Source organism: Aeromonas popoffii, assembly GCF_037818705.1.
Classification (GTDB): domain Bacteria; phylum Pseudomonadota; class Gammaproteobacteria; order Enterobacterales; family Aeromonadaceae; genus Aeromonas; species Aeromonas popoffii.
The window spans coordinates 1597236-1622153 of the sequence record NZ_CP149129.1; the positions used below are offsets into that span (position 1 = coordinate 1597236).

24 protein-coding genes and 1 pseudogene are annotated in these 24918 nt (G+C 57.9%); 18 read left to right on the plus strand and 7 right to left on the minus strand.

Going from position 1 to position 24918, the window contains the following annotated elements; all coding sequences use genetic code 11:
* Positions 1-277 precede the first annotated feature (277 nt).
* Positions 278-2332, plus strand: a complete 2055-nt coding sequence (locus tag WJM78_RS07605) for an Ig-like domain-containing protein (RefSeq protein ID WP_339014894.1) — start codon at positions 278-280, stop codon at positions 2330-2332.
* A gap of 655 nt (positions 2333-2987) precedes the next feature.
* On the opposite strand, the gene WJM78_RS07610 is transcribed toward WJM78_RS07605, so the two are convergent.
* Positions 2988-3233 (minus strand): hypothetical protein, encoded by a 246-nt coding sequence (locus WJM78_RS07610; protein ID WP_339014896.1) that lies wholly within the window; start codon positions 3231-3233, stop codon positions 2988-2990.
* A gap of 118 nt (positions 3234-3351) precedes the next feature.
* On the opposite strand from WJM78_RS07610, the pseudogene WJM78_RS07615 reads away from it, so the two are divergent.
* Positions 3352-4627 (plus strand): annotated as a pseudogene (locus tag WJM78_RS07615) (MFS transporter).
* A 66-nt stretch (positions 4628-4693) separates the two neighbouring features.
* Here the strand turns inward: WJM78_RS07615 and ahpF are convergent.
* From ahpF to WJM78_RS07630, 3 genes are all read right to left on the minus strand, one after another.
* Positions 4694-6286 (minus strand): alkyl hydroperoxide reductase subunit F, encoded by a 1593-nt coding sequence (gene ahpF, locus WJM78_RS07620; RefSeq protein WP_339014898.1) that lies wholly within the window; start codon positions 6284-6286, stop codon positions 4694-4696.
* A 91-nt stretch (positions 6287-6377) separates the two neighbouring features.
* The gene (ahpC, locus tag WJM78_RS07625) at positions 6378-6944 is read right to left on the minus strand and encodes an alkyl hydroperoxide reductase subunit C (protein WP_042034429.1); all 567 of its coding nucleotides are present in this window, start codon (positions 6942-6944) and stop codon (positions 6378-6380) included.
* A 647-nt stretch (positions 6945-7591) separates the two neighbouring features.
* Complete coding sequence (locus WJM78_RS07630; protein ID WP_339014900.1) at positions 7592-8044, minus strand: CBS domain-containing protein; 453 nt, start codon at positions 8042-8044, stop codon at positions 7592-7594.
* A gap of 211 nt (positions 8045-8255) precedes the next feature.
* On the opposite strand from WJM78_RS07630, the gene queA reads away from it, so the two are divergent.
* The 7 genes from queA to nlpI all read left to right on the plus strand — a co-directional run bounded on the left by queA (position 8256) and on the right by nlpI (position 15238).
* On the plus strand, positions 8256-9308 hold the full coding sequence (queA, locus tag WJM78_RS07635) for a tRNA preQ1(34) S-adenosylmethionine ribosyltransferase-isomerase QueA (RefSeq protein WP_042034427.1): 1053 nt from the start codon (positions 8256-8258) through the stop codon (positions 9306-9308).
* A 71-nt stretch (positions 9309-9379) separates the two neighbouring features.
* On the plus strand, positions 9380-10516 hold the full coding sequence (tgt, locus tag WJM78_RS07640) for a tRNA guanosine(34) transglycosylase Tgt (protein ID WP_339014902.1): 1137 nt from the start codon (positions 9380-9382) through the stop codon (positions 10514-10516).
* A 51-nt stretch (positions 10517-10567) separates the two neighbouring features.
* Positions 10568-10903: a preprotein translocase subunit YajC gene (gene yajC / locus WJM78_RS07645; protein WP_042034425.1), complete on the plus strand. Its 336-nt coding sequence runs from the start codon at positions 10568-10570 to the stop codon at positions 10901-10903.
* 18 nt (positions 10904-10921) lie between these two features.
* Positions 10922-12775, plus strand: a complete 1854-nt coding sequence (gene secD, locus WJM78_RS07650) for a protein translocase subunit SecD (RefSeq protein ID WP_042034424.1) — start codon at positions 10922-10924, stop codon at positions 12773-12775.
* 9 nt (positions 12776-12784) lie between these two features.
* The gene (gene secF / locus WJM78_RS07655) at positions 12785-13732 is read left to right on the plus strand and encodes a protein translocase subunit SecF (protein WP_108536491.1); all 948 of its coding nucleotides are present in this window, start codon (positions 12785-12787) and stop codon (positions 13730-13732) included.
* A 99-nt stretch (positions 13733-13831) separates the two neighbouring features.
* On the plus strand, positions 13832-14200 hold the full coding sequence (locus WJM78_RS07660; protein WP_042034422.1) for a rhodanese-like domain-containing protein: 369 nt from the start codon (positions 13832-13834) through the stop codon (positions 14198-14200).
* 90 nt (positions 14201-14290) lie between these two features.
* Positions 14291-15238, plus strand: coding sequence for a lipoprotein NlpI (gene nlpI / locus WJM78_RS07665; RefSeq protein WP_282960468.1), 948 nt, complete (start codon positions 14291-14293; stop codon positions 15236-15238).
* Between the two features lie 259 nt (positions 15239-15497).
* Here nlpI and WJM78_RS07670 read toward each other — a convergent pair whose 3' ends face one another.
* Positions 15498-16370: a U32 family peptidase gene (locus WJM78_RS07670; RefSeq protein ID WP_339014910.1), complete on the minus strand. Its 873-nt coding sequence runs from the start codon at positions 16368-16370 to the stop codon at positions 15498-15500.
* 14 nt (positions 16371-16384) lie between these two features.
* Positions 16385-17380 (minus strand): ubiquinone anaerobic biosynthesis protein UbiU, encoded by a 996-nt coding sequence (gene ubiU, locus WJM78_RS07675; protein ID WP_339014912.1) that lies wholly within the window; start codon positions 17378-17380, stop codon positions 16385-16387.
* A gap of 189 nt (positions 17381-17569) precedes the next feature.
* On the opposite strand from ubiU, the gene ubiT reads away from it, so the two are divergent.
* Complete coding sequence (ubiT, locus tag WJM78_RS07680) at positions 17570-18109, plus strand: ubiquinone anaerobic biosynthesis accessory factor UbiT (RefSeq protein ID WP_339014914.1); 540 nt, start codon at positions 17570-17572, stop codon at positions 18107-18109.
* Here ubiT and WJM78_RS07685 read toward each other — a convergent pair.
* Complete coding sequence (locus tag WJM78_RS07685) at positions 18056-18472, minus strand: hypothetical protein (RefSeq protein WP_339014915.1); 417 nt, start codon at positions 18470-18472, stop codon at positions 18056-18058. The genes ubiT and WJM78_RS07685 overlap by 54 nt on opposite strands.
* A gap of 180 nt (positions 18473-18652) precedes the next feature.
* Here WJM78_RS07685 and trmJ point away from each other — a divergent pair, with 180 nt between their 5' ends.
* From trmJ to fdx, 8 genes are all read left to right on the plus strand, one after another.
* Positions 18653-19375, plus strand: a complete 723-nt coding sequence (trmJ, locus tag WJM78_RS07690) for a tRNA (cytosine(32)/uridine(32)-2'-O)-methyltransferase TrmJ (protein ID WP_339014917.1) — start codon at positions 18653-18655, stop codon at positions 19373-19375.
* 93 nt (positions 19376-19468) lie between these two features.
* Complete coding sequence (gene iscR / locus WJM78_RS07695) at positions 19469-19972, plus strand: Fe-S cluster assembly transcriptional regulator IscR (RefSeq protein WP_042034415.1); 504 nt, start codon at positions 19469-19471, stop codon at positions 19970-19972.
* 57 nt (positions 19973-20029) lie between these two features.
* Complete coding sequence (locus WJM78_RS07700) at positions 20030-21244, plus strand: IscS subfamily cysteine desulfurase (RefSeq protein WP_108536485.1); 1215 nt, start codon at positions 20030-20032, stop codon at positions 21242-21244.
* A gap of 41 nt (positions 21245-21285) precedes the next feature.
* Entirely contained in the window at positions 21286-21669 is a 384-nt protein-coding gene (iscU, locus tag WJM78_RS07705; protein ID WP_339014921.1) for a Fe-S cluster assembly scaffold IscU, read from the plus strand.
* 15 nt (positions 21670-21684) lie between these two features.
* Entirely contained in the window at positions 21685-22008 is a 324-nt protein-coding gene (gene iscA / locus WJM78_RS07710) for an iron-sulfur cluster assembly protein IscA (protein ID WP_042034411.1), read from the plus strand.
* 112 nt (positions 22009-22120) lie between these two features.
* Positions 22121-22639, plus strand: a complete 519-nt coding sequence (hscB, locus tag WJM78_RS07715) for a co-chaperone HscB (RefSeq protein WP_108536484.1) — start codon at positions 22121-22123, stop codon at positions 22637-22639.
* Between the two features lie 28 nt (positions 22640-22667).
* Positions 22668-24530, plus strand: coding sequence for a Fe-S protein assembly chaperone HscA (gene hscA, locus WJM78_RS07720; protein ID WP_339014923.1), 1863 nt, complete (start codon positions 22668-22670; stop codon positions 24528-24530).
* Between the two features lies 1 nt (position 24531).
* The gene (gene fdx, locus WJM78_RS07725; protein ID WP_212512669.1) at positions 24532-24870 is read left to right on the plus strand and encodes an ISC system 2Fe-2S type ferredoxin; all 339 of its coding nucleotides are present in this window, start codon (positions 24532-24534) and stop codon (positions 24868-24870) included.
* Positions 24871-24918: the final 48 nt, after the last annotated feature.

Genomic DNA, 24918 nt, shown 5'->3' on the forward strand with positions numbered 1-24918 from the left:
AATTGCAATTTTGTATTCGGGTGAATCTTTTCTATGGCGTGTAACCTCGAGGGGGGGGATGAAATAATATTTGACATGGAAGAACGCTTTCTATAGACATAACATGTTTGTTTAATTTTCCATTTTTAATTAATGGTGCTTAATGATGATTGTTTTAAACATTAAAAGATGCGTTGGTTTTTTTCTAACGTTGATTTCATTGCTTTTTATATCAGGTTGTAGTGGAGGTTCAAATAGCTCTGAGAGACCTACTGATATACCTCCGGATGTATCGGTAGTGAGTTTGCAGATCACCCCCGCCGTTTCCTATCTGCCGGTAGATCTACATAAGTCCCTCAAGGCTGAAGCCATCCTTGAAGATGGCAGTGTACTGGACGTCACCGCTGATCCTGCAGTCCAGTGGAGTAGCAGCGACCCAGACGTAGCCACCGTCGACCAGGGCATTGTCACCGGCCATAAGGTTGGCACCGTCATCATCACTGCATCCGGTGAGGCCAATGGCCAGTCGTTCAGCGAAACGGTTAAGGTGAACATCACCAATAGAATCGTGACTGATCTACAGATCACCCCCAAAAAATACGATTTGCCAATAGGGATACAGAAGGATTTCGAGGCTATAGCCACCCTGGATAATGGCGATAAACTGCCCGTCACCACTGATAGTACAGTCAAGTGGAGTAGCGACGCCGAAGACATAGCCACCGTCGACCAGGGCACTGTCACCGGCCATAAGGTTGGCACTGCCACCATCACTGCATCCGGTGTGGCCAATGGCAAGACGTTCCGCGACTCTGCCGTGGTGACCATCACACCTGAAACCGTGAAGGAGCTTCAGATCAACGGCCACGCTGGCACTCTGCCGCTAGGGCAAACTAAGAACCTCACGGCTCAAGTCAGGATGTCTAATGGCGTTACGCACGATGTCACCACGAATCAGTATCTCAACTGGGAGAGTAGCGACGAAAAAATAGCCACCATCAGCCCCATCGGTTTTGTTACTGCCATATCGGCTGGCACTGTCGAGTTCACTGCATCCGGTGTGGTCAATAACACGCAGTTCAGAGACACGACTCGCTTGAGGATCACTCCTGCCTTCGTGCAGTCACTGGCGATCCTCGACAAGGAGGACGAGCCGATCGTAGCGCCGAACAATCTGGCGGCTGGGCTACATCAGCAGCTTCGGGCTCAAGCCACCATGTCTGATACCACCTTAGAGGACGTCACCGAGCAGAAGGCTCTCAACTGGGTCAGTAGCCATTCAGACGTAGCCACAATCGATCAGAAGGGTGAGGTTACTGCCCACAAGCCGGGCACGGCCACCATCACTGCTCGCTACATTACTGATGGGCAGCCCGATGTAGTGGCAGCAGCTGTTGTGACCGTCACAGATGCCTTCGTGACAAGTCTGGCGATCCTAAACGGAGTTACCAATGAGCCGTTCGAAGCGCCGATCGAACTGCCGGTTGGGGGTATACATCTGGAGCTTCTGGCTAAAGCCACCCTGTCTGATCGAAGTACTGCGAACGTCACCACGGAGGATGATCTCACCTGGACGAGTGAGTTCCAGGACGTAGCCAGCATCGACGATGAAGGCGTGGTTGAAGCCCTCGCGGTCGGCCAGACTACCATCACTGCCACATACAAAATTGATGAGGAAAACAGTGTAAAGGAAGACATTGTTGTGCGCGTCACAAATGATGTATTCGTGGAAAGGATAGAGGTCGAACCCAGCGATAACGTTATGCTGGTAGGCGGCTATGTAGATTTAACTGCTGTAGCCATCATGTCTAAAGGTGAGAATCGTAACGTAACCACTGATGTCAGCTGGGAGAGTGACGAACGCAGCATCGCCATCGTCGACGACAGCGGCCCTAACAAGGGCAGGGTTACCGGCCAGGGATTGGGCCGCACCACCATCACTGCTACATACGATGGCAGTGTCGTCGGGGAGGCTGCTGTGGTAGTTACGGGTTCTCTATTAGCCAAATTCGACACTCCTGACACGACAACGCGGGATAGGACTGATGCCTTTAGTCATTGTCGCAATAAGCCAGGGTATCGCTTGCCAACTATAAAAGAGCTGCGAGATCTATTTACAGAACAGACAGCTGCCAATCCGACTAGTAATATTGTGATGTGTACTGAGAACTATTGGCCCCTGAATGGGCAGTGCGGGGGGGCGAGTAACCGTTACTGGTCAAGTGAGGCATCATTGTTCGGTGGAGCATTCAATACTGCCTATATAGTCGACATGCGATACGGCACACAAACGTGGGGTTGGAGAACGACTCACTATCATGTTGCGTGTATTAACCCGAATAAGGGTTCTTAGCTGTTAATCTTAATGCAAGTCAGTTAACAGAAGGTGAGGCCCAACCCGCGAGGTATCAGGGCCAAAGAGTGAGGGAGGCATCATGCCTCCCTCTTTTTATTGGGTGAAGGGGGCGTCAAATGGACTGGTTAACCATGGCGCGGTTCCTGTTATTCAACCTTTCGATTATTCAGTCGCAAAAGTGGCTAACTGTGCCACAGAAAGGACCATCTCTTTGCCTCGGAAGCTGTGTTCGGGGCCGGTTTCGACATCGGCGGCGTAGTTGCATGCCGCCCGGTGCCCGGTTCGCAATCCCATCTTGTCTTGCCAGACCAGCCCCTGGGCACGTCAGTGGACACCGGTGCGGGGATGGTGAGCGCCGCCGTGATTTTCTCGGCAACTTCGGCTGGCACCATCTCCATGAGCCGCCGTCGGCCCTGCCCAGTGCCTGGCGCCGCACCTGGACCCTAGTCATGAAGATCGTGGTGCAAAAGAGGCCGCCACTATGAAGGAAAGGGGGACGCTGCCGGTGATGATGCCAGTCAGAGGCTGATATGCCGGTGCGTGCCGCCCAGACTGTTGCCAGTAAAAAGCCCCCGCCAGTTTGGCGGGGGCTTGCTCTTGTTGAGTCACCTACAGTTGCCCTGCATCAGGGCAACCTCAGTCGTGGGCTGCGTCAGGACTTGGCCGGTGCGAGCAGGGCCAGGGCTTTGGCCAGGGTATCGACGGATGCCTGATGTTTGCCCGCATTATGCAGGGTTTCTCCTTCGGCCCTGAGCTGCTTCACCTCGGCCAGCTGCTCGGCGCTGAGGGCGGGGCCTGCGGCGAGGGCATCATCGATCTTCTTCATGTCTGCGGGGCAGTGAAACGCGAGGGCACTGCCAGCAAAGAGCAGGCCAATCAATAACAGGACAGGTTTCATCTTGGTTACCTCAATGGTGGGTCTCATCAAGCATAGTGTGGTCGTGGCAGGGCCGGTTGGGTTGAAGTGGGGGGGAAGCAAACGGTACCATGGTTGTTTAGCCCGACAGGAAGACCCCATGACGCTCACAAGGTTGTTCTCACCCTTGGCCAGTCTGGTGATATTCATTCTGGGCCACGGCATGTTCAATACCCTGCTGACGGTGCGCCTCTCGGCCGAGCAGGTGTCGGTACAGGCCATCGGTCTGGTGTCGGCTGCCTATTTCGGTGGTCTGGTGCTGGGGCTTCGTCAACGCTCGCCTTATCATACGGGTCGGCCATATCCGGGCTTATGCGGCCTACGCCTCCCTGCTCTGTTTTCTGTTTCTGTTGCACGGCATGGTGGTGGACCCCGTCAGCTGGGCCGCACTGCGGCTGGTGGGGGGCTTTGCCACCGGTGGCCTGTTCGTGGTGCTGGAGTCCTGGATGCTGGTTTCAAGCACCCCGCTCAACCGGGGGCGGTTGATGTCGCTCTACATGATCCTGCTCTACGGATCCTTGGCGATGGGCCAGTTGTTGCTCAAGTGGGTGGACCCCATGGTGCTGACCCCGTTTGCCCTGTGCGCCATGGCAGCCACCTTGTCTGTGGTGCCGCTGGCGCTCTCCCGGGTGGCGACGCCCGCCATGGTCGCGCCCCAACCGGTCGGGGTGATCGATCTGGTGCGGCTCACCCCGGCTGGCATGGGCAGCTGCTTCCTCTCTGGCCTGATCCTCGGCGCCATCTACGGCCTGCTGCCACTTTACTTTACCGACAGCGGTGCCTCGCTTTCGCGGGTGGCGGAGATGATGGCACTGGTTATCCTGGGGGGCATGTGCCTGCAGTACCCCATAGGCCGTATGTCAGATCGCTATGACAGGCGGCTGGTGATCCTGCTGCTCGGCGCCGTGCTGACTCTGCTCGCCCTGCTGATGGTGCTGTTGCCGGAGGATTGGCGCGAACCTGTCACCGGCACTCTGGTGTTCTTGCTGGGAGGGATGGCGTTTTCCATCTATCCCCTGAGCCTGAGTCACGCCTGCGATGAGCTGCGTCCGGATCAGGTGCTGGGGGCCAATCAGGGGCTGCTGCTCGCCTACAGCCTGGGGGCCATGATAGGGCCGCTGCTGGCGCCTTTCGTCATGCTGCAGTTTGGGCCGCAGGGCTTGTTTGTCTATTTCGCCCTGTGCGGCACCCTGCTGACAGCGTATCTGGGGTGGCGCAAGCGACAGCGGGCCCCCATTCCCCTGGCCGATCATCAGGTGTTCATGCCGGTGCCGCCCAATACGCCCATGACGCCTGAGCTGGAGCCGAGAACGGATCTGGCGGGGGAGGCCGTTCCTGCCAGCTATGCCACGCCTGAGTCGTCCGGGCCGGCCTAGCGGTCTGAATGACGTGGACAAAAAAGCCGGCTCCAGGGAGCCGGCTTTTTATTGGTAAAAGGATTATCAGGCGGTCACGCCATCGGCCTTGGCGGATGCCTCGGTGGCGTCCGGCGCCGCATTGCGGATGAGGTAATCAAACGCACCCAGTGCAGCAGTGGCACCCGCTCCCATGGAGATGATGATCTGCTTGAACGGCACGGTAGTGGCGTCACCGGCGGCATAGACGCCGGGCAGGGAAGTGGCGCCCTTGGTGTCGATCTCGATCTCGCCAAAACGGGTCAGGGCAATCTCGCTCCCTTTCAGGAACTCGGTGTTGGGGATCAGGCCTATCTGCACAAAGATACCCGCCACGCCTAAGTGCTTGATCTCACCAGTAGTGCGATCTTCGTAATCCATGCCGACCACCTTGCTGCCATCACCAATCACTTCGGTAGTGCGGGCGCTCATGATGATGTCGATATTGCCCATGGAGCGAGCCTTCTTCTGCAGCACCTCGTCGGCACGCAGGGTATCGGCAAATTCCACCACGGTCACATGCTCGACTAGGCCGGCCAGATCGATGGCAGCCTCGACACCTGAGTTGCCGCCCCCGATCACCGCCACCCGCTTGCCTTTGAAGAAGGGGCCATCGCAGTGCGGGCAGTAGGCCACGCCCTTGGTGCGGTACTCAAGCTCGCCCGGCACGTTCAGGTCGCGCCAGCGGGCACCGGTTGCCAGGATCACGGCGCGGCTCTTCAAGGTGGCGCCGGAGGCGAGATCCACATTCACATAGCCATCTTTGCTGATGGCGGCGGCGCGCTGCTCTGTGATCACTTCCACGCCGTACTGCTTGACGTGTTGCTCCAGGCTGGCGGTCAGCTTGGGACCTTCGGTGTAGGGCACGGAGATAAAGTTCTCGATACCGACTGTGTCCATCATCTGACCACCGAAGCGCTCGGCGACGATGGCGGTGCGAATGCCTTTACGAGCGGCATAGATGGCGGCTGCGGCGCCAGCCGGGCCACCACCGACCACCAGCACGTCGTAGGGGGCTTTTTCACTCAGCTCGGTGGCCTTGCGATCGGCCGCGCCGGTATCGAGCTTGGCCACTATCTCTTCCAGCGAGATGCGGCCTTGGCTGAATGGCTGACCGTTCATATAGACGTTCGGCACCGCCATGATTTGACGTTCGGTGACTTCGTCCTGGAACAGGGCGCCGTCGATCATGGTGTGGGTGATGCCGGGGTTTAAGGTCGCCATCAGGTTCAGCGCCTGCACCACGTCCGGGCAGTTGTGGCAGGAGAGGGAGATATAGGTCTCGAAGTGGAACTCGCCCTTGAGATTGCGGATCTGCTCCTGCACGGCCGCATCGGCCTTGGAGGGGTGACCGCCGCTTTGCAGCAGGGCGAGCACGAGAGAGGTAAATTCATGACCCATGGGGATGCCGGCAAAATGAACGCGCGGGATCTCGCCCTTCGGCGCGATGCTCATGGAAGGCTTGCGGGCATTGTTGCCATCAGTCATGGCAATCTTGGGGGACATCTCGGCTATCTCGCGGGCCAGCGCCAGCAGCTCGGCGGTTTTGTCACTGTCGTTGCCGGACACGCTGATCTCGATGGGACTGACGATGTACTGCAGATAGGTGTTCAGCTGTTGTTTGAGGTTGGTATCCAACATCTTCCAATTCCTTCTTGTGATTGCGGGTCGGCGTTTTGTCAGGCCAGAAAGCAGACCGGCCCTTGAATGGGCCGGTCTTGGAAGCGGAGGCTTAGATTTTGCCTACCAGATCCAGGGACGGGGCCAGGGTGGCATCGCCTTCTTTCCACTTGGCCGGGCACACTTCACCCGGGTGGGAGGCAACGTACTGGGCCGCTTTGACTTTGCGCAGCAGTTCCAGAGCGTCACGGCCGATACCGCCAGCGTTGATTTCAACGATCTGGATGATGCCCTGCGGGTCGATGACGAAGGTGCCGCGGTCAGCCAGACCGGCTTCTTCGATCATCACGCCGAAGTTGCGGGTGATGGCGCCTGTCGGGTCACCAATCATCGGATACTGGATCTTCTGGATGGTGTCGGAGGTGTCGTGCCACGCCTTGTGAGTGAAGTGGGTGTCGGTGGAGACGGAGTAGATCTCGACGCCCAGCTTCTTGAATTCGGCGTAGTTGTCAGCCAGGTCACCCAGCTCGGTCGGGCAAACGAAGGTGAAGTCTGCCGGGTAGAAGAACACCACGGACCACTTGCCTTTCAGGTCAGCGTCAGACACCTGAACGAATTTGCCATTGTGGTAGGCGGTGGCGTTGAACGGCTTGATTGCAGTGTTGATGTAGGTAGACATGTATTTGCTCCTTGGTGATGTACATATGCCCGTCTGGTGTTGAAGAGTCTATCCGGATCAGGCGTTTAACGTTCGATGGATTCATCATAGGGGCTTCTCCTAATCGGCTAAAGCCGCAATTTTGAATCACTTCAATCTATCTATTAGATAATCTACCGCTGCTGTACTAAACATGATTATTTCTGACGTGCCAAGGTAACCCCTTGTCGAGATTAACATCTGTGCGGCACCCTGGATTTTCAAGGGCCGAATGGGCATCCCCTTCAGGGACGGGCAGGGCGTGGCAGTGACGTGCTGCGTGACGCATGTAACAAAGTGGGGTGGGGCAGGATCGTGCAGATAAAAAAAATCCCGGCGCTGTCGTGAGGACAAGGCCGGGTCATCAAACAAGGAATGGCTATGTAAACAAAAGCTTTACAGCAAAGACTAACTACGGGGTGTGCAAACTTGCAGACATATGAGAGGAAGAGGCTGGGTGCACAATCCCTCGTCTCCCTCTCGGCAACTATTGCATGGGGCAGATAATAGTGTGATGTAGATCACAAAGCAAGTCTGTGGTGTAATTTTTCAATCAAAATGGAAGTCTTTCAGCTTTATTGCTGATTTCATGTGCTGAAAACGCTTTTATTGTAATTTTATTACAGAATTTAAAGATCAGAATCGCTGGGCGGCTCCTGTTCTTCCATCAGTTCGAGCAGGTTGATGGCAACTGCAATGAAATCTGACTCCGTGACTATGCCTACCAGTTTGCGCCCCCTGAGCACCGGCAGGCAGCCATATTTGTGGCGTTGCAGGTAGAGGGCCGCTTCCTTGATGCCGGCGTGGGGATCCACGCTCGCCACCTGGCGGGTCATGATCTCGTCGAGCTGGACGCTGTCGGTGAATTCCGCTTCCCGCTCCGGGTTGATGAGCAGCAGCTTGGACTCGCGGGTGGCCAGGATGTCTGTGAGGGTGACCAGACCCAGCAGATGACGGTGCTCGTCGACGATGGGGATGTGGCGGATCTGCTCCTGTTGCATCAGATCCATCGCCTGTTTGACGCTGTTTTCCGGACCCAGGGTGAAGGGATGTTCTGTCATGATCTCGGATAAAGTCATCATGGTGGGCCTCCTTGTGTATCTGCTTTCACCCTAGCTCACCCCTCCTGAATAGAACATGATCAGGGTCAATACAGATCATTAAAGAATCATTAACCGGAGGTGTGTCTCAATATTGCTCGCTATCCCTTGTCTCTCTTGGGTTTTTGGTCTTTTGGGTTGCCTTGGAAGAGGGGGATAACTAGACTAGCCGCCGATTCCCCCGAGGTGAAAGATGCAAGTATCCGATTTTCATTTTGATCTGCCAGACGAGCTGATTGCCCGCTATCCGATGGCAGAGCGTACTGCCAGCCGCCTGTTGCAGCTCGATGGTCAAAGCGGCGCCCTGCGCCATGGTCAATTTGTGGATGTGCTGGACCAGCTCCACCCCGGTGATCTGCTGGTATTCAACAACACCCGTGTCATTCCGGCGCGCATGTTTGGCCAGAAGGCCAGCGGCGGCAAGCTGGAGGTGCTGGTGGAGCGCATCCTGGACGAGCACAGCGTGCTGGCTCACGTGCGTTCCTCCAAGTCGCCCAAGCCGGGCACCCGGATGATCATGGATGGTGGGGTGGAAGCCGAGATGCGGGCCCGCCACGATGCCCTGTTCGAGATCCATTTCCTCGACCCGCGTCCGGTGTTGGAGATTTTGGACGCCATCGGTCACATGCCGTTGCCGCCCTATATCGACAGGCCCGATGAGGATGCCGACAAGGAGCGCTACCAGACTGTCTACAACCAGAAGCCGGGTGCAGTCGCCGCGCCGACCGCCGGCCTGCACTTCGATGAGCCGCTGTTGGCAAAGATCCGCGCCAAAGGGGTTGAAACGGCCTTCGTCACCCTACATGTAGGGGCGGGGACCTTCCAGCCGGTGCGGGTGGACAAGATTGAAGATCACCACATGCACTCGGAATATGCCGAAGTGCCGCAGGAGGTGGTGGATGCCATTACGGCGACCCGTGCCCGTGGTGGTCGCGTCATCGCCGTCGGCACTACCTCGGTACGCTCCCTGGAGAGCGCCGCCAAGGTGAGCCTGGCCCAGGGCAAGCCGCTGGCGCCATTTTTCAGCGACACCGACATCTTCATCTTCCCCGGCTACCAGTTTCAGGTAGTCGATGCCATGGTCACCAACTTCCATCTGCCGGAGTCGACCCTGATCATGCTGGTCAGTGCCTTCGCCGGATACGATCAGGTGATGGCAGCCTATCAGGCCGCCGTGGCCGAGCAGTACCGTTTCTTCAGCTACGGGGACGCGATGTTTGTCACCCGTCGCCGGGCAGTGGCATAAGCCTCGCCCTTATATACCGGGCCTTTGGGCTCTCTATTGTCAGACTGTTTCTCTGACGCAACGAGGTAACAATGAAATTTGAACTGAAAACCACTGATGGCCGTGCCCGTCGCGGTCAACTGGTGTTCGAACGTGGCGTGGTACAAACGCCGGCCTTCATGCCGGTTGGTACCTATGGCACCGTCAAGGGGATGACCCCGGAAGAAGTGCGTGAGACCGGTGCCCAGATCCTGCTTGGCAACACCTTCCACCTCTGGCTGCGGCCGGGGCAGGAAGTGATGCGCGCCCACGGCGATCTGCACGACTTCATGAACTGGCAGGGCCCGATCCTGACCGACTCAGGTGGTTTCCAAGTGTTCAGCCTGGGACACATTCGCAAGATCACCGAGGCGGGTGTGCACTTCCGTCACCCCATCAATGGCGAGAAGATCTTCCTCGACCCCGAGAAATCCATGGAGATCCAGTACGATCTGGGCTCCGACATCGTGATGATCTTCGACGAGTGCACCCCCTATCCGGCCACTTACGAAGAGGCGCGCAAGTCCATGGAGATGTCCCTGCGCTGGGGCAAGCGCTCGCGCGACAAGTTTGATGCCATGGGCAATAAAAATGCCCTGTTCGGCATCATCCAGGGCTCGGTATATGAAGATCTGCGGGATGTGTCCCTCAACGGCCTGCTGGAGATCGGCTTTGACGGTTATGCGGTTGGCGGTCTGGCGGTGGGCGAGCCCAAGGAAGACATGCACCGGATCCTCGAGCACGTCTGCCCGAAAATTCCGGCCGACAAGCCGCGCTACCTGATGGGGGTGGGCAAGCCGGAAGATCTGGTTGAAGGGGTGCGCCGCGGGGTCGACATGTTCGACTGCGTGATGCCGACCCGCAATGCCCGCAACGGTCATCTGTTTACCACCGATGGTGTGGTCAAGATCCGCAACGCCAAGTATCGCAGCGACACCAGCACTCTGGATGCCGATTGCGATTGCTACACCTGCAAGAACTACACCCGCAGCTATCTGTACCATCTGGACAAGTGCAACGAGATCCTCGGTGCCCGTCTGAACACCATTCACAACCTGCGTTATTACCAGCGTGTGATGCAGGGTTTGCGGGACGCGATCGAGCAGGGTAAATTAGACGACTTTGTAACTGAGTTTTACCGTCGGCAAGGGAAGCCTGTGCCTCCATTAGCTGAAAATGACGTTAAATAACAACGATATATAAGTTAGTTATCAAATCTACATCAAATAAGAGGTTGTTAAATGAGCATTATCTCCAAGGCATATGCAGAAGGCGCAGTTCCGGGTGCACAGAGTGGTGGCATGGAAATGATCATCATGCTGGCCGTGTTCGGCCTTATCTTCTACTTCATGATCTATCGTCCCCAGGCCAAGCGTGCCAAAACTCATCGTGACCTGATGAGCTCCCTGGCAAAGGGTGATGAAGTGCTCACCTCAGGTGGCCTGGTTGGCAAGATCGCCAAGGTGTCCGCCGATAGCGAATACATAGTGCTGTCCCTGAATGATCAGACTCAAGTTACCATCAAACGTGATTTCGTCTCTGCCGTTCTGCCCAAGGGTTCTATCCAGTCCCTTTAATCTCCCGAGGAGCACAGCGTGTTAAATCGCTATCCGCTGTGGAAATACCTGATGGTGGTCTTCGTGATCGCCATCGGTTTTCTATATGCAGCCCCCAATCTTTACGGCGAAGACCCGGCCTTGCAGATCTCTGCCAGCCGGGGTGCCGAAGTCAAGCTAGAGACGCTTGATCTGGTGAAAGAGGCCCTAGAGGCGGCTCAGATCCCGGTCAAGCATGCTGCGTTCGAGCATGGTTTCATTCTGATCCGCTTCAGGAACACCGAAGAACAGCTCAAGGCGCGCGACGTCGTCGCCAACAAGCTGGGCGACAACTTCATTACCGCCCTCAACCTGGCGCCCTCCACGCCGGCCTGGCTTGAAGCCATCGGTGCTGCACCGCTGAAGCTGGGTCTGGATCTGCGCGGTGGTGTGCACTTCCTGATGGAAGTGGACATGGCCGAGGCACTGACCAAGCAGCAAGAGCAGATGGTGCAGGATTTTCGCACCGAGCTGCGTACCCAGAAGATCCGTTACTCCGGCGTGCGCCGGGTCGGTGATCAGGTACAGGTTCTGTTCCGTGATGAAGCGGATCAGGAACGCGCCATCTCTTATCTGCGTCGTCAGAACCCGGATTTGAACTTCACCACAGAGCAGAAAGGGGACGAGTTCGTTCTCAACGCTGCCCTCAGTGATGCCAAGATCAAAGAGGTGAGAAAGTATGCTCTCGAGCAGAACATCACCATTATCCGTAACCGGGTGAACGAACTGGGGGTGGCTGAGCCGCTGGTCCAGCAGCAGGGCGCTGAACGCATAGTGGTCCAGCTGCCCGGTATTCAGGATACTGCCCGCGCCAAGGAGATCCTGGGGGCAACCGCGACCCTGGAATTCCACATGGTCGATGAAACCGCTGATATCCAGGCTGCCGCTGATGGCCGTGTTTCGCCGAGCTCCAAGGTCTATACCGACCGCCACGGCCGTCCGGTTGTGCTGCAAAAGCGGGTGATCCTGACCGGTGACCACATAGTGGGTGCCCAGTCCGGTTTCGATGAGTACAGCCGCCCTCAGGTCAACATCAAACTCGATGGCCAGGGTGGTAACAAGATGGCCAACTTTACCAAGGACAACGTCGGTAAAGGGATGGCGACCGTCTTCATCGAGTACAAGCCGGTGGGCCAACCCGGTCCGGATGGCAAGCGCAAGTTCCGCAAGCAGGAGGAGGTGATCAACGTCGCCACCATCCAGTCGCGTCTTGGCAGCCAGTTCCGCATCACGGGTATCGACAACGCCAATGAAGCCCATAACCTGGCGCTGCTGTTGCGTGCCGGTGCCCTGATTGCCCCCATCCAGATTGTGGAAGAGCGCACCATAGGCCCAAGCCTGGGTCAGCAGAACATCGACAGCGGGATGGAAGCCATCGGCTGGGCCATGCTGGTGATCGTACTGTTCATGGGGATCTACTACCGTGCCTTCGGCTGGGTGGCCAACCTGGCGCTGGTGATCAACCTGGTATTGATTGTCGGCATCATGTCGATGATCCCGGGGGCCACCATGACACTGCCGGGCATTGCCGGTATCGTCTTGACGCTGGGAATGGCGGTGGATGCCAACGTGTTGATCTTCGAGCGTATCCGGGAAGAGATCCGCAACGGTCGCGGTGTGCAGCAGGCCATCCATCTGGGCTTTGATCGCGCATTCTCGACCATCGCCGACTCCAACGTCACCTCGCTCATCACCTGTGTGATCCTGTTCGGTATCGGTACCGGTGCCATCAAGGGCTTTGCCTTGACGCTGGGTATTGGTCTGACGGCTTCCATGTTTACTGCCATCACGGTTTCCCGCGCCATTATCAATCTGGTCTGGGGTGGACGGCATATCGACAAGCTGCCGATCTAAGGAAGAGACATGTTTCAGATTCTACATTTTGAAAAACCTATCCCGTTTATGCGCTATGCCAAGCCGGGTGTGGTTTTCTCTACCCTGCTGATGGTGATCTCCCTGTTCTTCCTGTTCGATCGGGGTCTGAACTGGGGTCTGGACTTTACTGGCGGCACCACCATAGAGGTGGGATTCCCGCAGTCGGTGAGCCTGGACAAGATCCACAAGGTGCTGGATGAGCAGAAGATTGCAGGGGCAACCCTGCAACACTTCGGCTCCAGCCGTGACGTGTTGGTTCGTATGACTCCGCAAGAGGGGGTCAGGGTAGAGCAGCAGGGCAATCAGGTGCTGGCAGCTGCCCAGCAGATTGATCCGGAGGCCGTGCTCAAGCGCGTCGAGTTCGTCGGCCCTTCAGTGGGCGATGAACTGGCTACCGATGGTGCCCTGGCTATGCTGGCATCCATCCTTTGCATCATGGCCTACGTGGCGGTGCGCTTCGAATGGCGTCTGGCGTTGGGGGGGATCGTTTCCCTGGTGCACGACGTTGTCATCACCCTGGGCGTATTTGCCTTCTTCCAGTATGAGTTCGATTTGACCGTGCTGGCGGCGCTGATGACGTTGGTAGGTTACTCCTTGAACGACACCATAGTGGTGTTCGATCGCCTGCGGGAAAATTTCCGCAAGGTGCGCAAGGGGGATACCGAGTACATCCTGGATCTCTCCATGACCGAAACCTTGAGTCGGACCGTCATTACCTCGGGTCTGACTTTCGTGGTGGTGCTGGCGTTGCTGCTCAAAGGCGGCGCCCTGCTCCACGGGTTTGCGGTAGCCATGGTGATAGGTGTGGCATTTGGTACCTATTCCTCCATCTATGTGGCGAGTTCGTTCGCCATGTTCCTCGGGGTTAAACGGGAGCACATGCTGCCGACTCCGGTGGAAAAAGAGGGCGCGGATCAGCAAGAGATCCTGCCGTAATCGACAAGGGCGCCGTGAGGCGCCCTTTCTCTTATGGGCCGAGTGAGTCATGATGCTACTCATCATCAATGTCCTATTACTCAAGGCAAGGAGCAAACCATGCAACATAATCCACGTTTTCTGGCGCTGGTCGAGGCGATCCGTCCTCAGGTAACAGAGACTGACGTGCACCAGATAAAACGTTGGCAGAATGAGGGACGTGCCTTTCACCTGATCGACGTGCGTGAGGAGAGCGAGTGGGGCAGGGGCCATCTGCCTGGCGCGGTTTACCTCGGTCGTGGCGTGATTGAGCGCGATATCGAGACGCGCTATCCGGATCCGGCCACCGAGCTCTACCTCTATTGTGGTGGGGGATTTCGCTCCATCCTGGTGGCGGATAACCTGCAGAAGATGGGGTATAGCCGGGTTGTCAGCGTCGATGGTGGTTTTCGGGGCTGGTGTGATGCCGGATACCCTGTCGAATCCTGATTTATTTGAGGGAGAGAGGTTCAGCCACATGACAAAGTGTCGGTTGACCTTTACCATATGCGGGGTCAAGCGTCAGCGTCGGAGTGTTCATTGAACGTCAGGAAAGGGATTGGATACCTCCTTGGTATCCTGTTGCTGCTCCCCATGTGGGGTTGCAGCAGTAGCAGTCAGGTTGAAGCGCCTCAAGTTCCCAAGCCGCAACCCGCTTCACTGGTATTGGCGACCCCCCTGCAGGTCTCTTACCAGAGCGAGTTGGCGTTGGCACGACTCGGGCAAATGCTCGGTGAGATGGAGTTGACCACCGAGCAACGGGCTGAACTGTTTTATGAGCGTGCCGTGGTGTTTGACCGGGTTGGCTTGCGCTCCCTGGCGAGGCTGGATTTCAACCGGGCCTTGCGGGAGAAACCGGATTTTGCCGAGGCCTACAACTTCATCGGCGTTTATCTGGTGCAGCAGCAGAATTATGACGAAGCCTACGAGGCATTTGATTCTGCCCTCGAGCTGGCTCCCGATTATGACTATGCCTATCTCAACCGTGGCATTGCGCTCTATTACGGCAATCGTCCCGAGCTGGCCGCCGCCGATATGAAACGCTTCTATGAAGCGCAGCCAGAAGATCCCTATCGGGTGATCTGGCTCTATCTGGCCGAGCAAAAGCTCAATGCGCCAGCCGCCATGAGCCGGATGCGCGAGCGTCTCAACAAGTATGACGACGACGCCTGGAACTGGGATCTGGTGCGCCTTTACACCGGCGAGATCAATGCGACCCAGTTGATGAGCAACGTGGTTAAAGGGGTGAAGGATAACCGGGAGCTTGCCGAGCGCTTGAGTGAAACCTACTTCTACCTCGGCAAATTTGAACTGGCCAAGGGCAACCGCAAGGAAGCCATCAGCTACTTCAAGCTGGGACTCGCCAACAACGTGTACGACTTCATCGAGCACAGATATGCCCTGCTCGAGCTGGAACTGATGGCGCGCAAACCCGTGCCGCCGGGGACCCAGAGCGCACAGGGCAAGAGCAGCAAGCAGGCCTACTGATTGCTGGTGCTCGCGATGTAAAAAAGGCCTCAATGATGAGGCCTTTTTGCTGTCTGCATTCTGGTATCGGTACGGCGTTATTCCACCAGACTCATACCGGGGATATTTGGCACCAGTAACCGTGGTGGCCGCGCTCAGGCCTGCCTGCGTTCTGGTATCGGTACGGCGTTATTCCACCAGACTCATACCGGGGATATTTGGCACCAGTAACCGTGGCGGGCGCGCTCAGGCTTGCCTGCGTTCTGGTATCGGTACGGCGTTATTCCACCAGACTCATACCGGGGATCTGGCGCCAGTAACCGTTGCAGTCACGCTCCCGTTGCAGGGAGAGGGGGGCCTGACCTTGCTGATTGGCCTTGAAGCGATCCAGCATCTCAAGGGTGTCCAGTCCTTCGGGGGAGAGGCGTACCACGTCCACCAGACCCTCCATGCCTGTGATCTCGTTGCCCAGGTTGTAGCAGTAACCTGACTGGGTCTGGATACCGTTGAGGTTGAACACCTTCTGCCCCTCGCGGCTGCTGGCCAGCCGGCCTGTGGGATAGTGGATGCAGGCGAGTTCGCAGTTGTCCTTTGGCTTGTCGAGGGAGCGGGCGGTGAAGCAGCGCGCTGAGTAGGCGAGCGGCAAGTGGCCGTAGGCGAACACCTCCACGTCGAACTGCTGGCGAGCGCTGCCCAGATCCTGATTGAGCTGCATCAGCCAGTCGCGCGACAGCTCCACCGGCATCACCCAGCGTGTCATCCCCTGTTTGAGCAGCATACGCAGCACGTCGGCGTTGTAGGCATTGATGGCCGGGCCGCAGACAAACGGGATCCCCGCCTCCCAGGCAAGTTGCACCGTGCCGAGATCGTTGGCTTCGACCATCAGATCGCCATTGTCGACCAGCCGTTTGACCTCCTTGAGCTCCGAGGGGGCCGAGATCAGCGCCAGGGTGGAGAGTACGACCTGCTTGCCTGAGGCCGCCACCTGGCGGGCGAGGGAGATCCAGTCATCCACCTTGAGTTCACGGCGCTTGCTGCAGACCGTTTCCCCCAGATAGATGATATCCGCCTGGCTCTGTGTCGCGGCGTCATAAAAGGCCTGGAGATCGGCTTTGGGCCAGTAGAAGAGCAGAGGCCCGAGAGAGAATTGCATGTGGTTGAGATCCTTTATTGCCACTGACGATGATAGGCGCCGAGAGTAGTCTGACTCCCCTCGGAGACGCGGGCGAGCTGGGTATCCCACTCGGCTTTGACGCTATAGGCCTCGGGATTGGCCTGGTAGGCGTCGATGGCCGCGCGCCAGACCCGGGTGACTTGCTCCACGTAGGCGGGACTGCGCTGGCGCCCCTCTATCTTGACCGACTGGATCCCGGTCTGGAACAGCTCTGGCAAGAGCCCCAAGGTGTTGAGGCTGGTCGGCTCCTCCAGCGCATGGTAGGTCTGGCCATCCACCTCAAAGCGGCCCTTGCACAGGGTAGGGTAACCGGCGTTTTCACCCGGGCCGTAACGGTCGATCAGCACCTCGTTGAGGCGGGACTCGAGGCCACTCGGTGTTTCCTCCCAGCGTACAAACTTGGCCGGTGAGCAGGCTCCCACCGTATTGGGACTCTCACCTGTCATGTAGGAGGATAAGTAGCAACGTCCCTCCGCCATGATGCAGAGGCTGCCGAAGGCGAACACCTCGAGACCGACGTCAGTCTCGCGGGCCAGCTGCCTGACCTGATGCATGGAGAGCACCCGTGGCAACACCACTCGGCCAACGTTGAAATGCTGCTGATAGAAGCGGATGGCGGCAGCGTTGGTGGCGCTGGCCTGCACTGAAACGTGCAGCTCCATGTCCGGATGGTGGCGGCTGGCGTAATCGAGCACGGCGAGATCGGCGATGATCAGGGCGTCGGCCCCGAGCGCCACACCCCGGTCCACTGCCTGCTTCCATCTGGTATCCGATCCCGGATGGGCGAAGGTATTGATGGCGATGTGCAGCTTGCGGCCATGCTGGTGCACGTAGTCCACCGCTTTTTCCAGCTTGCTGTCGGTGAAATTGAGGCCGGCAAAGTGGCGGGCATTGGTGTCATCCTTGAAACCGATGTAAACCGCATCGGCCCCGTTATCCACGGCTGTTTTCAGTGCCGGCAAACTACCTGCCGGACAGAGTAATTCCATCGGGTACGCTCCGAGAGGGCAAAAAATGCAAAAGTGGCCCGATTGTATTCATCGATGCCTTCCCACTTTTTGACCTGAGGCAGCTTTGTGTGGCTTTACCCTTCTTGAGGTAAGTCGGCACAAGTTTGATTTTCAACAGGATCCAGCGCGTGGCCTTGTGTTTGAATGCGCAAAAACTGGGAGTTTATCGTGTTTCAACAACTGCAATCTCGCCTGGTCGAACAGGCTCCCCGCTTTCTGCGCCGCCCCCTCAAGCTGGTGCCGTTTGCGCTGCAGCAGCACCTGATGGAGCGCCTGCTGGCGCGGGTGTTCAAGGAAGCCATCCAGGAGGGTGATTTCGAATTTCTGGCCGGCAAATGGCTCAGGGTCGAGGTGTCGGATCTCGAGCTCAGCTGGTTCATCAGCGAACAGGATGGAAAACTGGTGGTGGCCCGCCATTGTGAGCGGGCAGATGTCTGCTTCAGCGGCACCACCAATGACCTCATCCTGATCGCCGGTCGCAAGGAAGATCCTGATTCTCTCTTTTTTCAACGCAAGCTGAAGATTGAAGGGGATACCGAGCTGGGACTGGAGGTGAAGAACCTGATGGACAGCCTGGACCTGGATGGCTTGCCGAGCCTGATGCGCTATCCGCTGATGGATCTTGCTACCTTCATCGAACGGGCGCGCACCGCGTCAGCGCAGGAGTCGCACTCTGCGCCGACGGGCGGGGTCCCGTCTCAGGTGTAATACCAGGCCACTGGCATGGTGGCGGTAGTGACTGCGAGCCCACAGGCAGCGACAGGCCCAGACACAAGGGATCACAGCCAGCAGGGCGGCAGCGTTGGGGAGGCGGGAGAGCAACAGACCCAGCGCCAGCCAGACGAAGGGTTGCGCCTCGTACAGCCACTCCGGTTTGAACCAGCGTTTGGTCGGAAAGATGATCAGGTCGGTACGTCGATAGCTGGAGCGCATCATCCAGATGACAGCGCCTGCGACAAACAACAGGCTGCCCGCCAGCCAGAGCAAGGGGGTTTGGGTGAGCGTGATCATACCGACCGCGGTCAGCAGATAGCAGACTGGTAACCTCTCATAAAGCCAGTGCGGGCACATGTTGCCTCCGTTCCTAGATCCACGCATCCTCCAAGTTTAGCCAGTGGTCAGCCTCTGCTCATGATGCTTTGTTCTACACAATGAGGGTTTTGTTGTGAAATGGCGCGCCTTTTACGGTGCCAAAATAGCGATTGGCTATGTTACAATTGCGCGCCATTTTTGACTGAAGATTGACAGGGCATGTTGGATCAGATTCGTATCGTGTTGGTAAACACTTCTCACACCGGCAACATGGGCTCTGCGGCACGCGCCATGAAGACCATGGGACTGACCCAACTGGTGTTGGTTGATCCGCAGGCCTTGCCAGATGACAACGCCATGGCCCTGGCGGCAGGTGCCAGCGATGTCCTGGCCAATGCCCGTATAGTGCCGACGCTGGATGAAGCCATTGCCGATTGTGGTCTGGTCATAGGCACCAGTGCCCGTTCCCGTACCCTGAGCTGGCCCATGCTGGATCCTCGCGAAGCGGGGGAGAAGGTGGTGGTGGAAGGCATGAAGCATCCGGTGGCCCTGGTGTTTGGCCGTGAACGCACTGGCCTCACCAACGACGAGTTGCAGAAGTGCCACTACCACGTGGCCATTGCGGCTAACCCCGAATACAGCTCTCTTAATCTGGCCATGGCGGTGCAGACTATCTGCTACGAAGTGCGGATGCACTGGTTGCAGGATCAGGCTCCCGAGGTGGTGAGTGAGGCGGATTATCCCAGTGCCGACCAGCTGGAAGGCTTCTATCAGCACCTGGAGCAGACCCTGCTCAAGACGGGTTTCATTGCTGACGACCATCCCGGGCAGGTGATGAGCAAGCTGCGTCGCCTGTTCAATCGGGCCCGTCCGGAAACGGTGGAGCTGAACATTTTGCGCGGTATTTTGACCTCGGTACAGAAGCCGAAACCGCAGGATTAAACCTGACTGTATTACTCAACCATATACTTGACTGTTTTAGTCGGGTATGTGACCATATGCCCATGTTGATTGGTTCGCAAGACGGTAAGGCATATGAGACTGACCTCAAAAGGACGTTACGCTGTGACTGCCATGCTCGACGTGGCGTTGCATGCAGAGCAGGGGCCTGTGCCTCTGGCTGATATTTCAGAACGCCAGGGCATCTCTCTGTCCTATCTGGAACAGCTGTTTGCCCGCCTGCGCAAGCATGGCTTGGTGAGTAGCGTACGTGGCCCGGGTGGCGGTTATCGCCTCGGTCTGGCCCCTGACGCCATCTCGGTCGGTCAGGTGATCACCGCAGTCGACGAGTCGGTGGATGCCACCAAGTGCCTCGGCAAAGGCGGTTGCCACGGCGGCACCCAGTGCCTCACTCACTCCCTGTGGCGTGATCTTAGCGAGCGCATTTCCAGTTTCCTGGGGGATATCACCCTGGCAGAGCTGGTGAGTCAGGCGGATGTGCGCCGGATCGCTGGCAAGCAAGACGAACAAATGAAAACCGTGTTGTCCTTGGTTGATCGGGCAGAACGCGGCGATGTGAGCTTGAAAGTCCAACTATAAACAAACGTGCTTTCCACAGTCGGTCGATGTGTGACCCTGGCTGTAACGGAGAAAAACATGAAACTGCCTATTTACCTTGATTATTCGGCAACCTGTCCGGTGGACCCGCGTGTCGCAGAAAAAATGATGCAGTGTCTCACCATGGATGGCCTGTTTGGCAATCCAGCATCCCGTTCCCACCGCTTTGGCTGGCAAGCCGAAGAGGCGGTAGACTTGGCCCGTAATCAAGTGGCAGACCTGATCGGTGCCGACCCGCGCGAGATCGTCTTCACCTCCGGCGCGACCGAATCCAACAACCTGGCCATCAAGGGCGTTGCCCATTTCTATGCTGGCAAGGGCAAACACATCATCACCTCCAAGACAGAGCACAAGGCAGTACTCGATACTTGTCGCCAGCTGGAGCGTGAAGGCTATGAGGTGACTTACCTCGAGCCGATGCCGAACGGCCTGTTCACCCTGGAGCAGATCGAAGGCGCCCTGCGCGATGACACCATTTTGGTCAGCATCATGCATGTGAACAACGAGATCGGCGTGGTGCAGAACATTGCCGCCATCGGCGATCTGTGCCGCTCCCGCAAGATCCTGCTGCACGTGGATGCGGTCCAGAGCGTGGGCAAAATCCCGGTGGATGTGGAAGCCCTGAAAGTGGATCTGCTCTCCGTGTCCGCCCACAAGGTATACGGCCCCAAAGGCATAGGTGCCCTCTACGTGCGTCGCAAGCCCCGCGTGCGTCTGGAAGCCCAGATGCACGGTGGCGGTCATGAGCGCGGCATGCGTTCTGGCACCCTGCCGACCCACCAGATCGTCGGCATGGGCGAAGCCTTCCGCATCGCCAAGGAAGAGATGGTGAGCGAAGGTCAACACATCATGGCTCTGCGTCAACGTTTGTGGGATGGCATCAAGGACATCGAAGCCGTTTATATCAACGGTGACCTGGAACAGCGTGTGCCGGGCAACCTGAACGTCAGCTTCGCCTATGTGGAAGGGGAATCCCTCATCATGGCGCTGAAGGATCTGGCGGTCTCTTCCGGCTCTGCCTGTACCTCGGCCAGCCTGGAGCCCTCCTATGTGCTGCGTGCACTGGGTCTGAACGACGAGCTGGCGCACAGCTCCATCCGTTTCAGCTTGGGTCGCTTCACTACAGAAGAAGAGATTGATTACGCAATCAAGCTTATCCGTGACTCCATCGGTCGTCTGCGCGAGATGTCTCCTCTGTGGGAAATGTACAAAGATGGCGTCGATCTGAACACGGTCGAATGGGCTCATCACTGATCCACAGGATCAGTGATCAACGGAATTAGCAGGAGTTAGATATGGCTTACAGTGAAAAAGTAATCGACCACTACGAGAATCCCCGCAACGTAGGTGGCTTCGACAAGAACGATCCCAACATAGCGACCGGCATGGTTGGCGCCCCGGCTTGTGGCGACGTGATGAAGCTGCAGCTGAAGATCAGCGACGATGGCATCATCGAAGATGCCAAGTTCAAGACCTACGGCTGTGGCTCTGCCATTGCCTCCAGCTCCCTGGTGACCGAGTGGGTCAAGGGCAAGACGCTGGACGAGGCCGCCGGCATCAAGAACACCGACATCGCGGAAGCGCTGGCCCTGCCGCCGGTGAAGATCCATTGCTCCATTCTGGCTGAGGATGCCATCAAGGCCGCCATCGCCGATTACAAGCAGAAGAAAGGTCTCTAAGGTCAGGAGCGCAGTATGGCCATTACCATGACAGATGCCGCAGCGGCACGGGTTTCCTCTTTTCTGACCAACCGGGGCAAGGGCATTGGCCTTCGCCTCGGCGTCAAGACCACCGGCTGTTCGGGTCTTGCCTATGTGCTCGAGTTTGTCGATGAGCTGGCGGATGAAGATCAGGTGTTTGAGCAAAACGGTGTCAAAGTCATCGTCGATGCCAAGAGCCTGATCCATCTGGATGGCACTGAGCTGGACTTCGTCAAGGAGGGGCTCAACGAGGGCTTCCAGTTCAACAACCCCAACGCCAAGGGCGAGTGTGGTTGTGGCGAAAGTTTCAATGTCTAACCGGTTTGACATACGGTATGTTTTGCCGCTTGAACTGGCCGGAAACGGCCAGTTCAATATCGCCCACCTCAGGGGCGAGTGTGGTGGTGGCGAACGTGTCTAAGAGGCTTGCATGAATCATTTCGAGCTGTTTGGGCTGGTTGAAGGCTTCGAGCTCGATACCCGTCAGCTGGCGGATACCTACCGTCAGTTGCAAACCCAGTTCCACCCCGATCGTTTTGCCACGGCTCCCGAGCGGGAGCAACTGGTTGCGGTGCAACGTGCCGCCCAGATCAACGATGCCTTCACGACCCTCAAGGCGCCCCTGCGCCGAGCCGAGTATCTGCTCTCCCTGCGCGGCACCGAACTTCGTGGCGAGCAGCAAACCCTGCAAGACACTACCTTCCTGATGCAGCAGCTGGAGTGGCGTGAGCGGCTGGCCGACCTGAAAGGGGAGTCCGAGCCTGAGCGTGCCATCAAGGATTTTCGCCACGAAATCAGGCATGATCACCAGTTGTTGATGCAACGCCTGACGCAGGATCTCGCCGCTGGCGATGATGTGAGCGCGGCTGATTGCGTTCGCAAACTCAAGTTTGTCGACAAGCTCCTCGAAGAGCTGGAACGATTCGAAGACTCGCTGTTCGAGTCTTGATCCTTTAACGCTGGAATTTTGATTACCCATGGCATTACTGCAAATCGCCGAGCCCGGCCAGAGCGCCGCACCTCATCAGCATAAACGTGCCGTTGGCATCGATCTTGGCACCACCAACTCTCTCGTTGCTGCGGTTCGCAGCGGTCACGCCGATACCCTCTGCGACGAGCAGGGGCGCGATCTGCTGCCGTCTGTGGTGCACTATCAGTTTGACAATGGCCAGGCTGATGCCATTCGGGTCGGCTTTGACGCCAAACGCGAGGCGGCCCTCGATCCGCACAACACCATCGTCTCCGCCAAGCGGATGATGGGCAAGGCGCTGGCCGATATCGATACCCGCCAGCAGCCTTACCAGTTTGTGGCCGCCGACAATGGCATGCCCCAGTTTCAGACCCGTCAGGGGCTGGTCAACCCGGTGCAGGTCTCTGCCGAAATCTTGAAGAAACTGGCCGAGCGGGGCGCCGCCGCACTGGGCGGTGAGCTGGATGGCGTTGTCATCACTGTGCCTGCCTATTTCGATGATGCCCAGCGTCAGGGCACCAAGGATGCGGCCCGTCTGGCCGGCTTACACGTGCTGCGCCTGCTCAATGAGCCGACCGCGGCCGCCATCGCCTACGGCCTCGACTCCGGTCAGGAAGGGGTGATAGCGGTCTACGATCTCGGCGGCGGGACCTTCGACATCTCCATCCTGCGGCTGCATCGCGGCGTGTTCGAGGTGATGGCCACCGGCGGCGACTCCGCCCTTGGGGGCGATGATTTTGATCACCTGCTGGCGGACTGGATCAAGGAGCAGGCCGGCCTTGAAGGTCTGCTCGACGCCCGTACCCAGCGCGAGCTGCTGGACGTGGCGGCGGCTGTTAAACATGGCCTGACCGATGCCGTTCGGGTGCCCTGTGCCTTTGCCGGCTGGCAGGGAGAAGTGAGCCGCAGCCAGTTTGATGCGCTCATCATGCCGCTGGTCAAGCGTACCCTGCTGGCCTGCCGCCGCGCTCTGCGCGATGCGGATCTTGAGCAGGTGGAAGTGCTGGAAGTGGTGATGGTCGGTGGCTCCACCCGGGTGCCGCTGGTGCGCGAGCGGGTGGGCGATTTCTTCCAGCGTCCGCCGCTGACCCGTATCGACCCTGACAAGGTAGTGGCCATCGGCGCCGCCATTCAGGCCGACATTCTGGTGGGCAACAAGCCCGATGCCGAGATGCTGCTGCTGGACGTGATCCCGCTTTCCCTGGGGCTCGAGACCATGGGCGGCTTGGCCGAGAAGGTGATCCCGCGCAACACCACCATACCGGTGGCCCGCGCCCAAGAGTTCACCACCTTCAAGGACGGCCAGACCGCGATGGCGATCCATGTGGTACAGGGTGAGCGCGAACTGGTGGCCGATTGCCGCTCTCTGGCGCGTTTCACCCTGACCGGTATTCCGCCGATGGCGGCGGGTGCGGCCCACATTCGTGTCACCTTCCAGGTGGATGCGGATGGTCTGCTGTCGGTCAGCGCCATGGAAAAATCCTCTGGTGTGCAGGCCGAGATCCAGGTCAAGCCCTCCTACGGGCTGGGGGAGGAGGACATACTCACCATGCTGAGCGCCTCCATCGCCAATGCCCAGCAAGACATGGATGCCCGCATGCTGGCAGAGCAGCAGGTGGAGGCCGATCGTGTGGTCGAAAGCCTCAACGCCGCGCTGGCCGCTGACGGTGATATGCTGCTGAGCGCCGCCGAGCGCGCCACCATCGACAGTGCGATCACTCATCTGCTGGCCATGCGCGCCGCAGGGACAACCAATCAAATCAAAGATGCCATCGAGGCGGCGGACGCTGCCAGTGGCGAATTTGCAGCCCGCCGGATGGATGCCTCCATCCGCAAGGTGCTGACCGGACAAAACGTCAACAAGGTGTAATATGCCAAAAGTGATTATTCTGCCCCATCCCGAGCTCTGTCCGGACGGTGCTGCCCTCGAAGGCCAGAGTGGCGAAACCATTCTGGACGTGGCACTGCGCAACGGTATCGAGCTCGAGCACGCCTGCGAGAAGTCCTGCGCCTGCACCACCTGTCACTGCGTGGTGCGGGAGGGGTTTGACTCCCTCGAGCCGAGCGATGAGCTGGAAGATGACATGCTGGACAAGGCGTGGGGACTGGAGCCGGAATCCCGCCTCAGTTGCCAGGCTAGACTGGCAGACGAGGATCTGGTGGTGGAACTGCCCAAGTACACCATCAACCTCGCCTCAGAACGCCATTGATGGCACCTTAATTACACATGAGTGAATTGAGCGTGCAGCATCTCATGG

What these genes read in the sequence shown, in the direction of transcription:
- WJM78_RS07670 (WP_339014910.1), bottom strand. Translation starts at nt 16,370, where the DNA reads ATGCAATTCTCTCTCGGGCCTCTGCTCTTCTACTGGCCCAAAGCCGAT.
- ahpF (WP_339014898.1), bottom strand. Translation starts at nt 6,286, where the DNA reads ATGTTGGATACCAACCTCAAACAACAGCTGAACACCTATCTGCAGTAC.
- secF (WP_108536491.1), top strand. Translation starts at nt 12,785, where the DNA reads ATGTTTCAGATTCTACATTTTGAAAAACCTATCCCGTTTATGCGCTAT.
- queA (WP_042034427.1), top strand. Translation starts at nt 8,256, where the DNA reads ATGCAAGTATCCGATTTTCATTTTGATCTGCCAGACGAGCTGATTGCC.
- ahpC (WP_042034429.1), bottom strand. Translation starts at nt 6,944, where the DNA reads ATGTCTACCTACATCAACACTGCAATCAAGCCGTTCAACGCCACCGCC.
- iscU (WP_339014921.1), top strand. Translation starts at nt 21,286, where the DNA reads ATGGCTTACAGTGAAAAAGTAATCGACCACTACGAGAATCCCCGCAAC.
- tgt (WP_339014902.1), top strand. Translation starts at nt 9,380, where the DNA reads ATGAAATTTGAACTGAAAACCACTGATGGCCGTGCCCGTCGCGGTCAA.
- hscA (WP_339014923.1), top strand. Translation starts at nt 22,668, where the DNA reads ATGGCATTACTGCAAATCGCCGAGCCCGGCCAGAGCGCCGCACCTCAT.
- hscB (WP_108536484.1), top strand. Translation starts at nt 22,121, where the DNA reads ATGAATCATTTCGAGCTGTTTGGGCTGGTTGAAGGCTTCGAGCTCGAT.
- fdx (WP_212512669.1), top strand. Translation starts at nt 24,532, where the DNA reads ATGCCAAAAGTGATTATTCTGCCCCATCCCGAGCTCTGTCCGGACGGT.
- WJM78_RS07685 (WP_339014915.1), bottom strand. Translation starts at nt 18,472, where the DNA reads ATGTGCCCGCACTGGCTTTATGAGAGGTTACCAGTCTGCTATCTGCTG.
- iscA (WP_042034411.1), top strand. Translation starts at nt 21,685, where the DNA reads ATGGCCATTACCATGACAGATGCCGCAGCGGCACGGGTTTCCTCTTTT.
- ubiU (WP_339014912.1), bottom strand. Translation starts at nt 17,380, where the DNA reads ATGGAATTACTCTGTCCGGCAGGTAGTTTGCCGGCACTGAAAACAGCC.
- trmJ (WP_339014917.1), top strand. Translation starts at nt 18,653, where the DNA reads ATGTTGGATCAGATTCGTATCGTGTTGGTAAACACTTCTCACACCGGC.
- WJM78_RS07610 (WP_339014896.1), bottom strand. Translation starts at nt 3,233, where the DNA reads ATGAAACCTGTCCTGTTATTGATTGGCCTGCTCTTTGCTGGCAGTGCC.
- iscR (WP_042034415.1), top strand. Translation starts at nt 19,469, where the DNA reads ATGAGACTGACCTCAAAAGGACGTTACGCTGTGACTGCCATGCTCGAC.
- WJM78_RS07660 (WP_042034422.1), top strand. Translation starts at nt 13,832, where the DNA reads ATGCAACATAATCCACGTTTTCTGGCGCTGGTCGAGGCGATCCGTCCT.
- WJM78_RS07700 (WP_108536485.1), top strand. Translation starts at nt 20,030, where the DNA reads ATGAAACTGCCTATTTACCTTGATTATTCGGCAACCTGTCCGGTGGAC.
- yajC (WP_042034425.1), top strand. Translation starts at nt 10,568, where the DNA reads ATGAGCATTATCTCCAAGGCATATGCAGAAGGCGCAGTTCCGGGTGCA.
- WJM78_RS07630 (WP_339014900.1), bottom strand. Translation starts at nt 8,044, where the DNA reads ATGATGACTTTATCCGAGATCATGACAGAACATCCCTTCACCCTGGGT.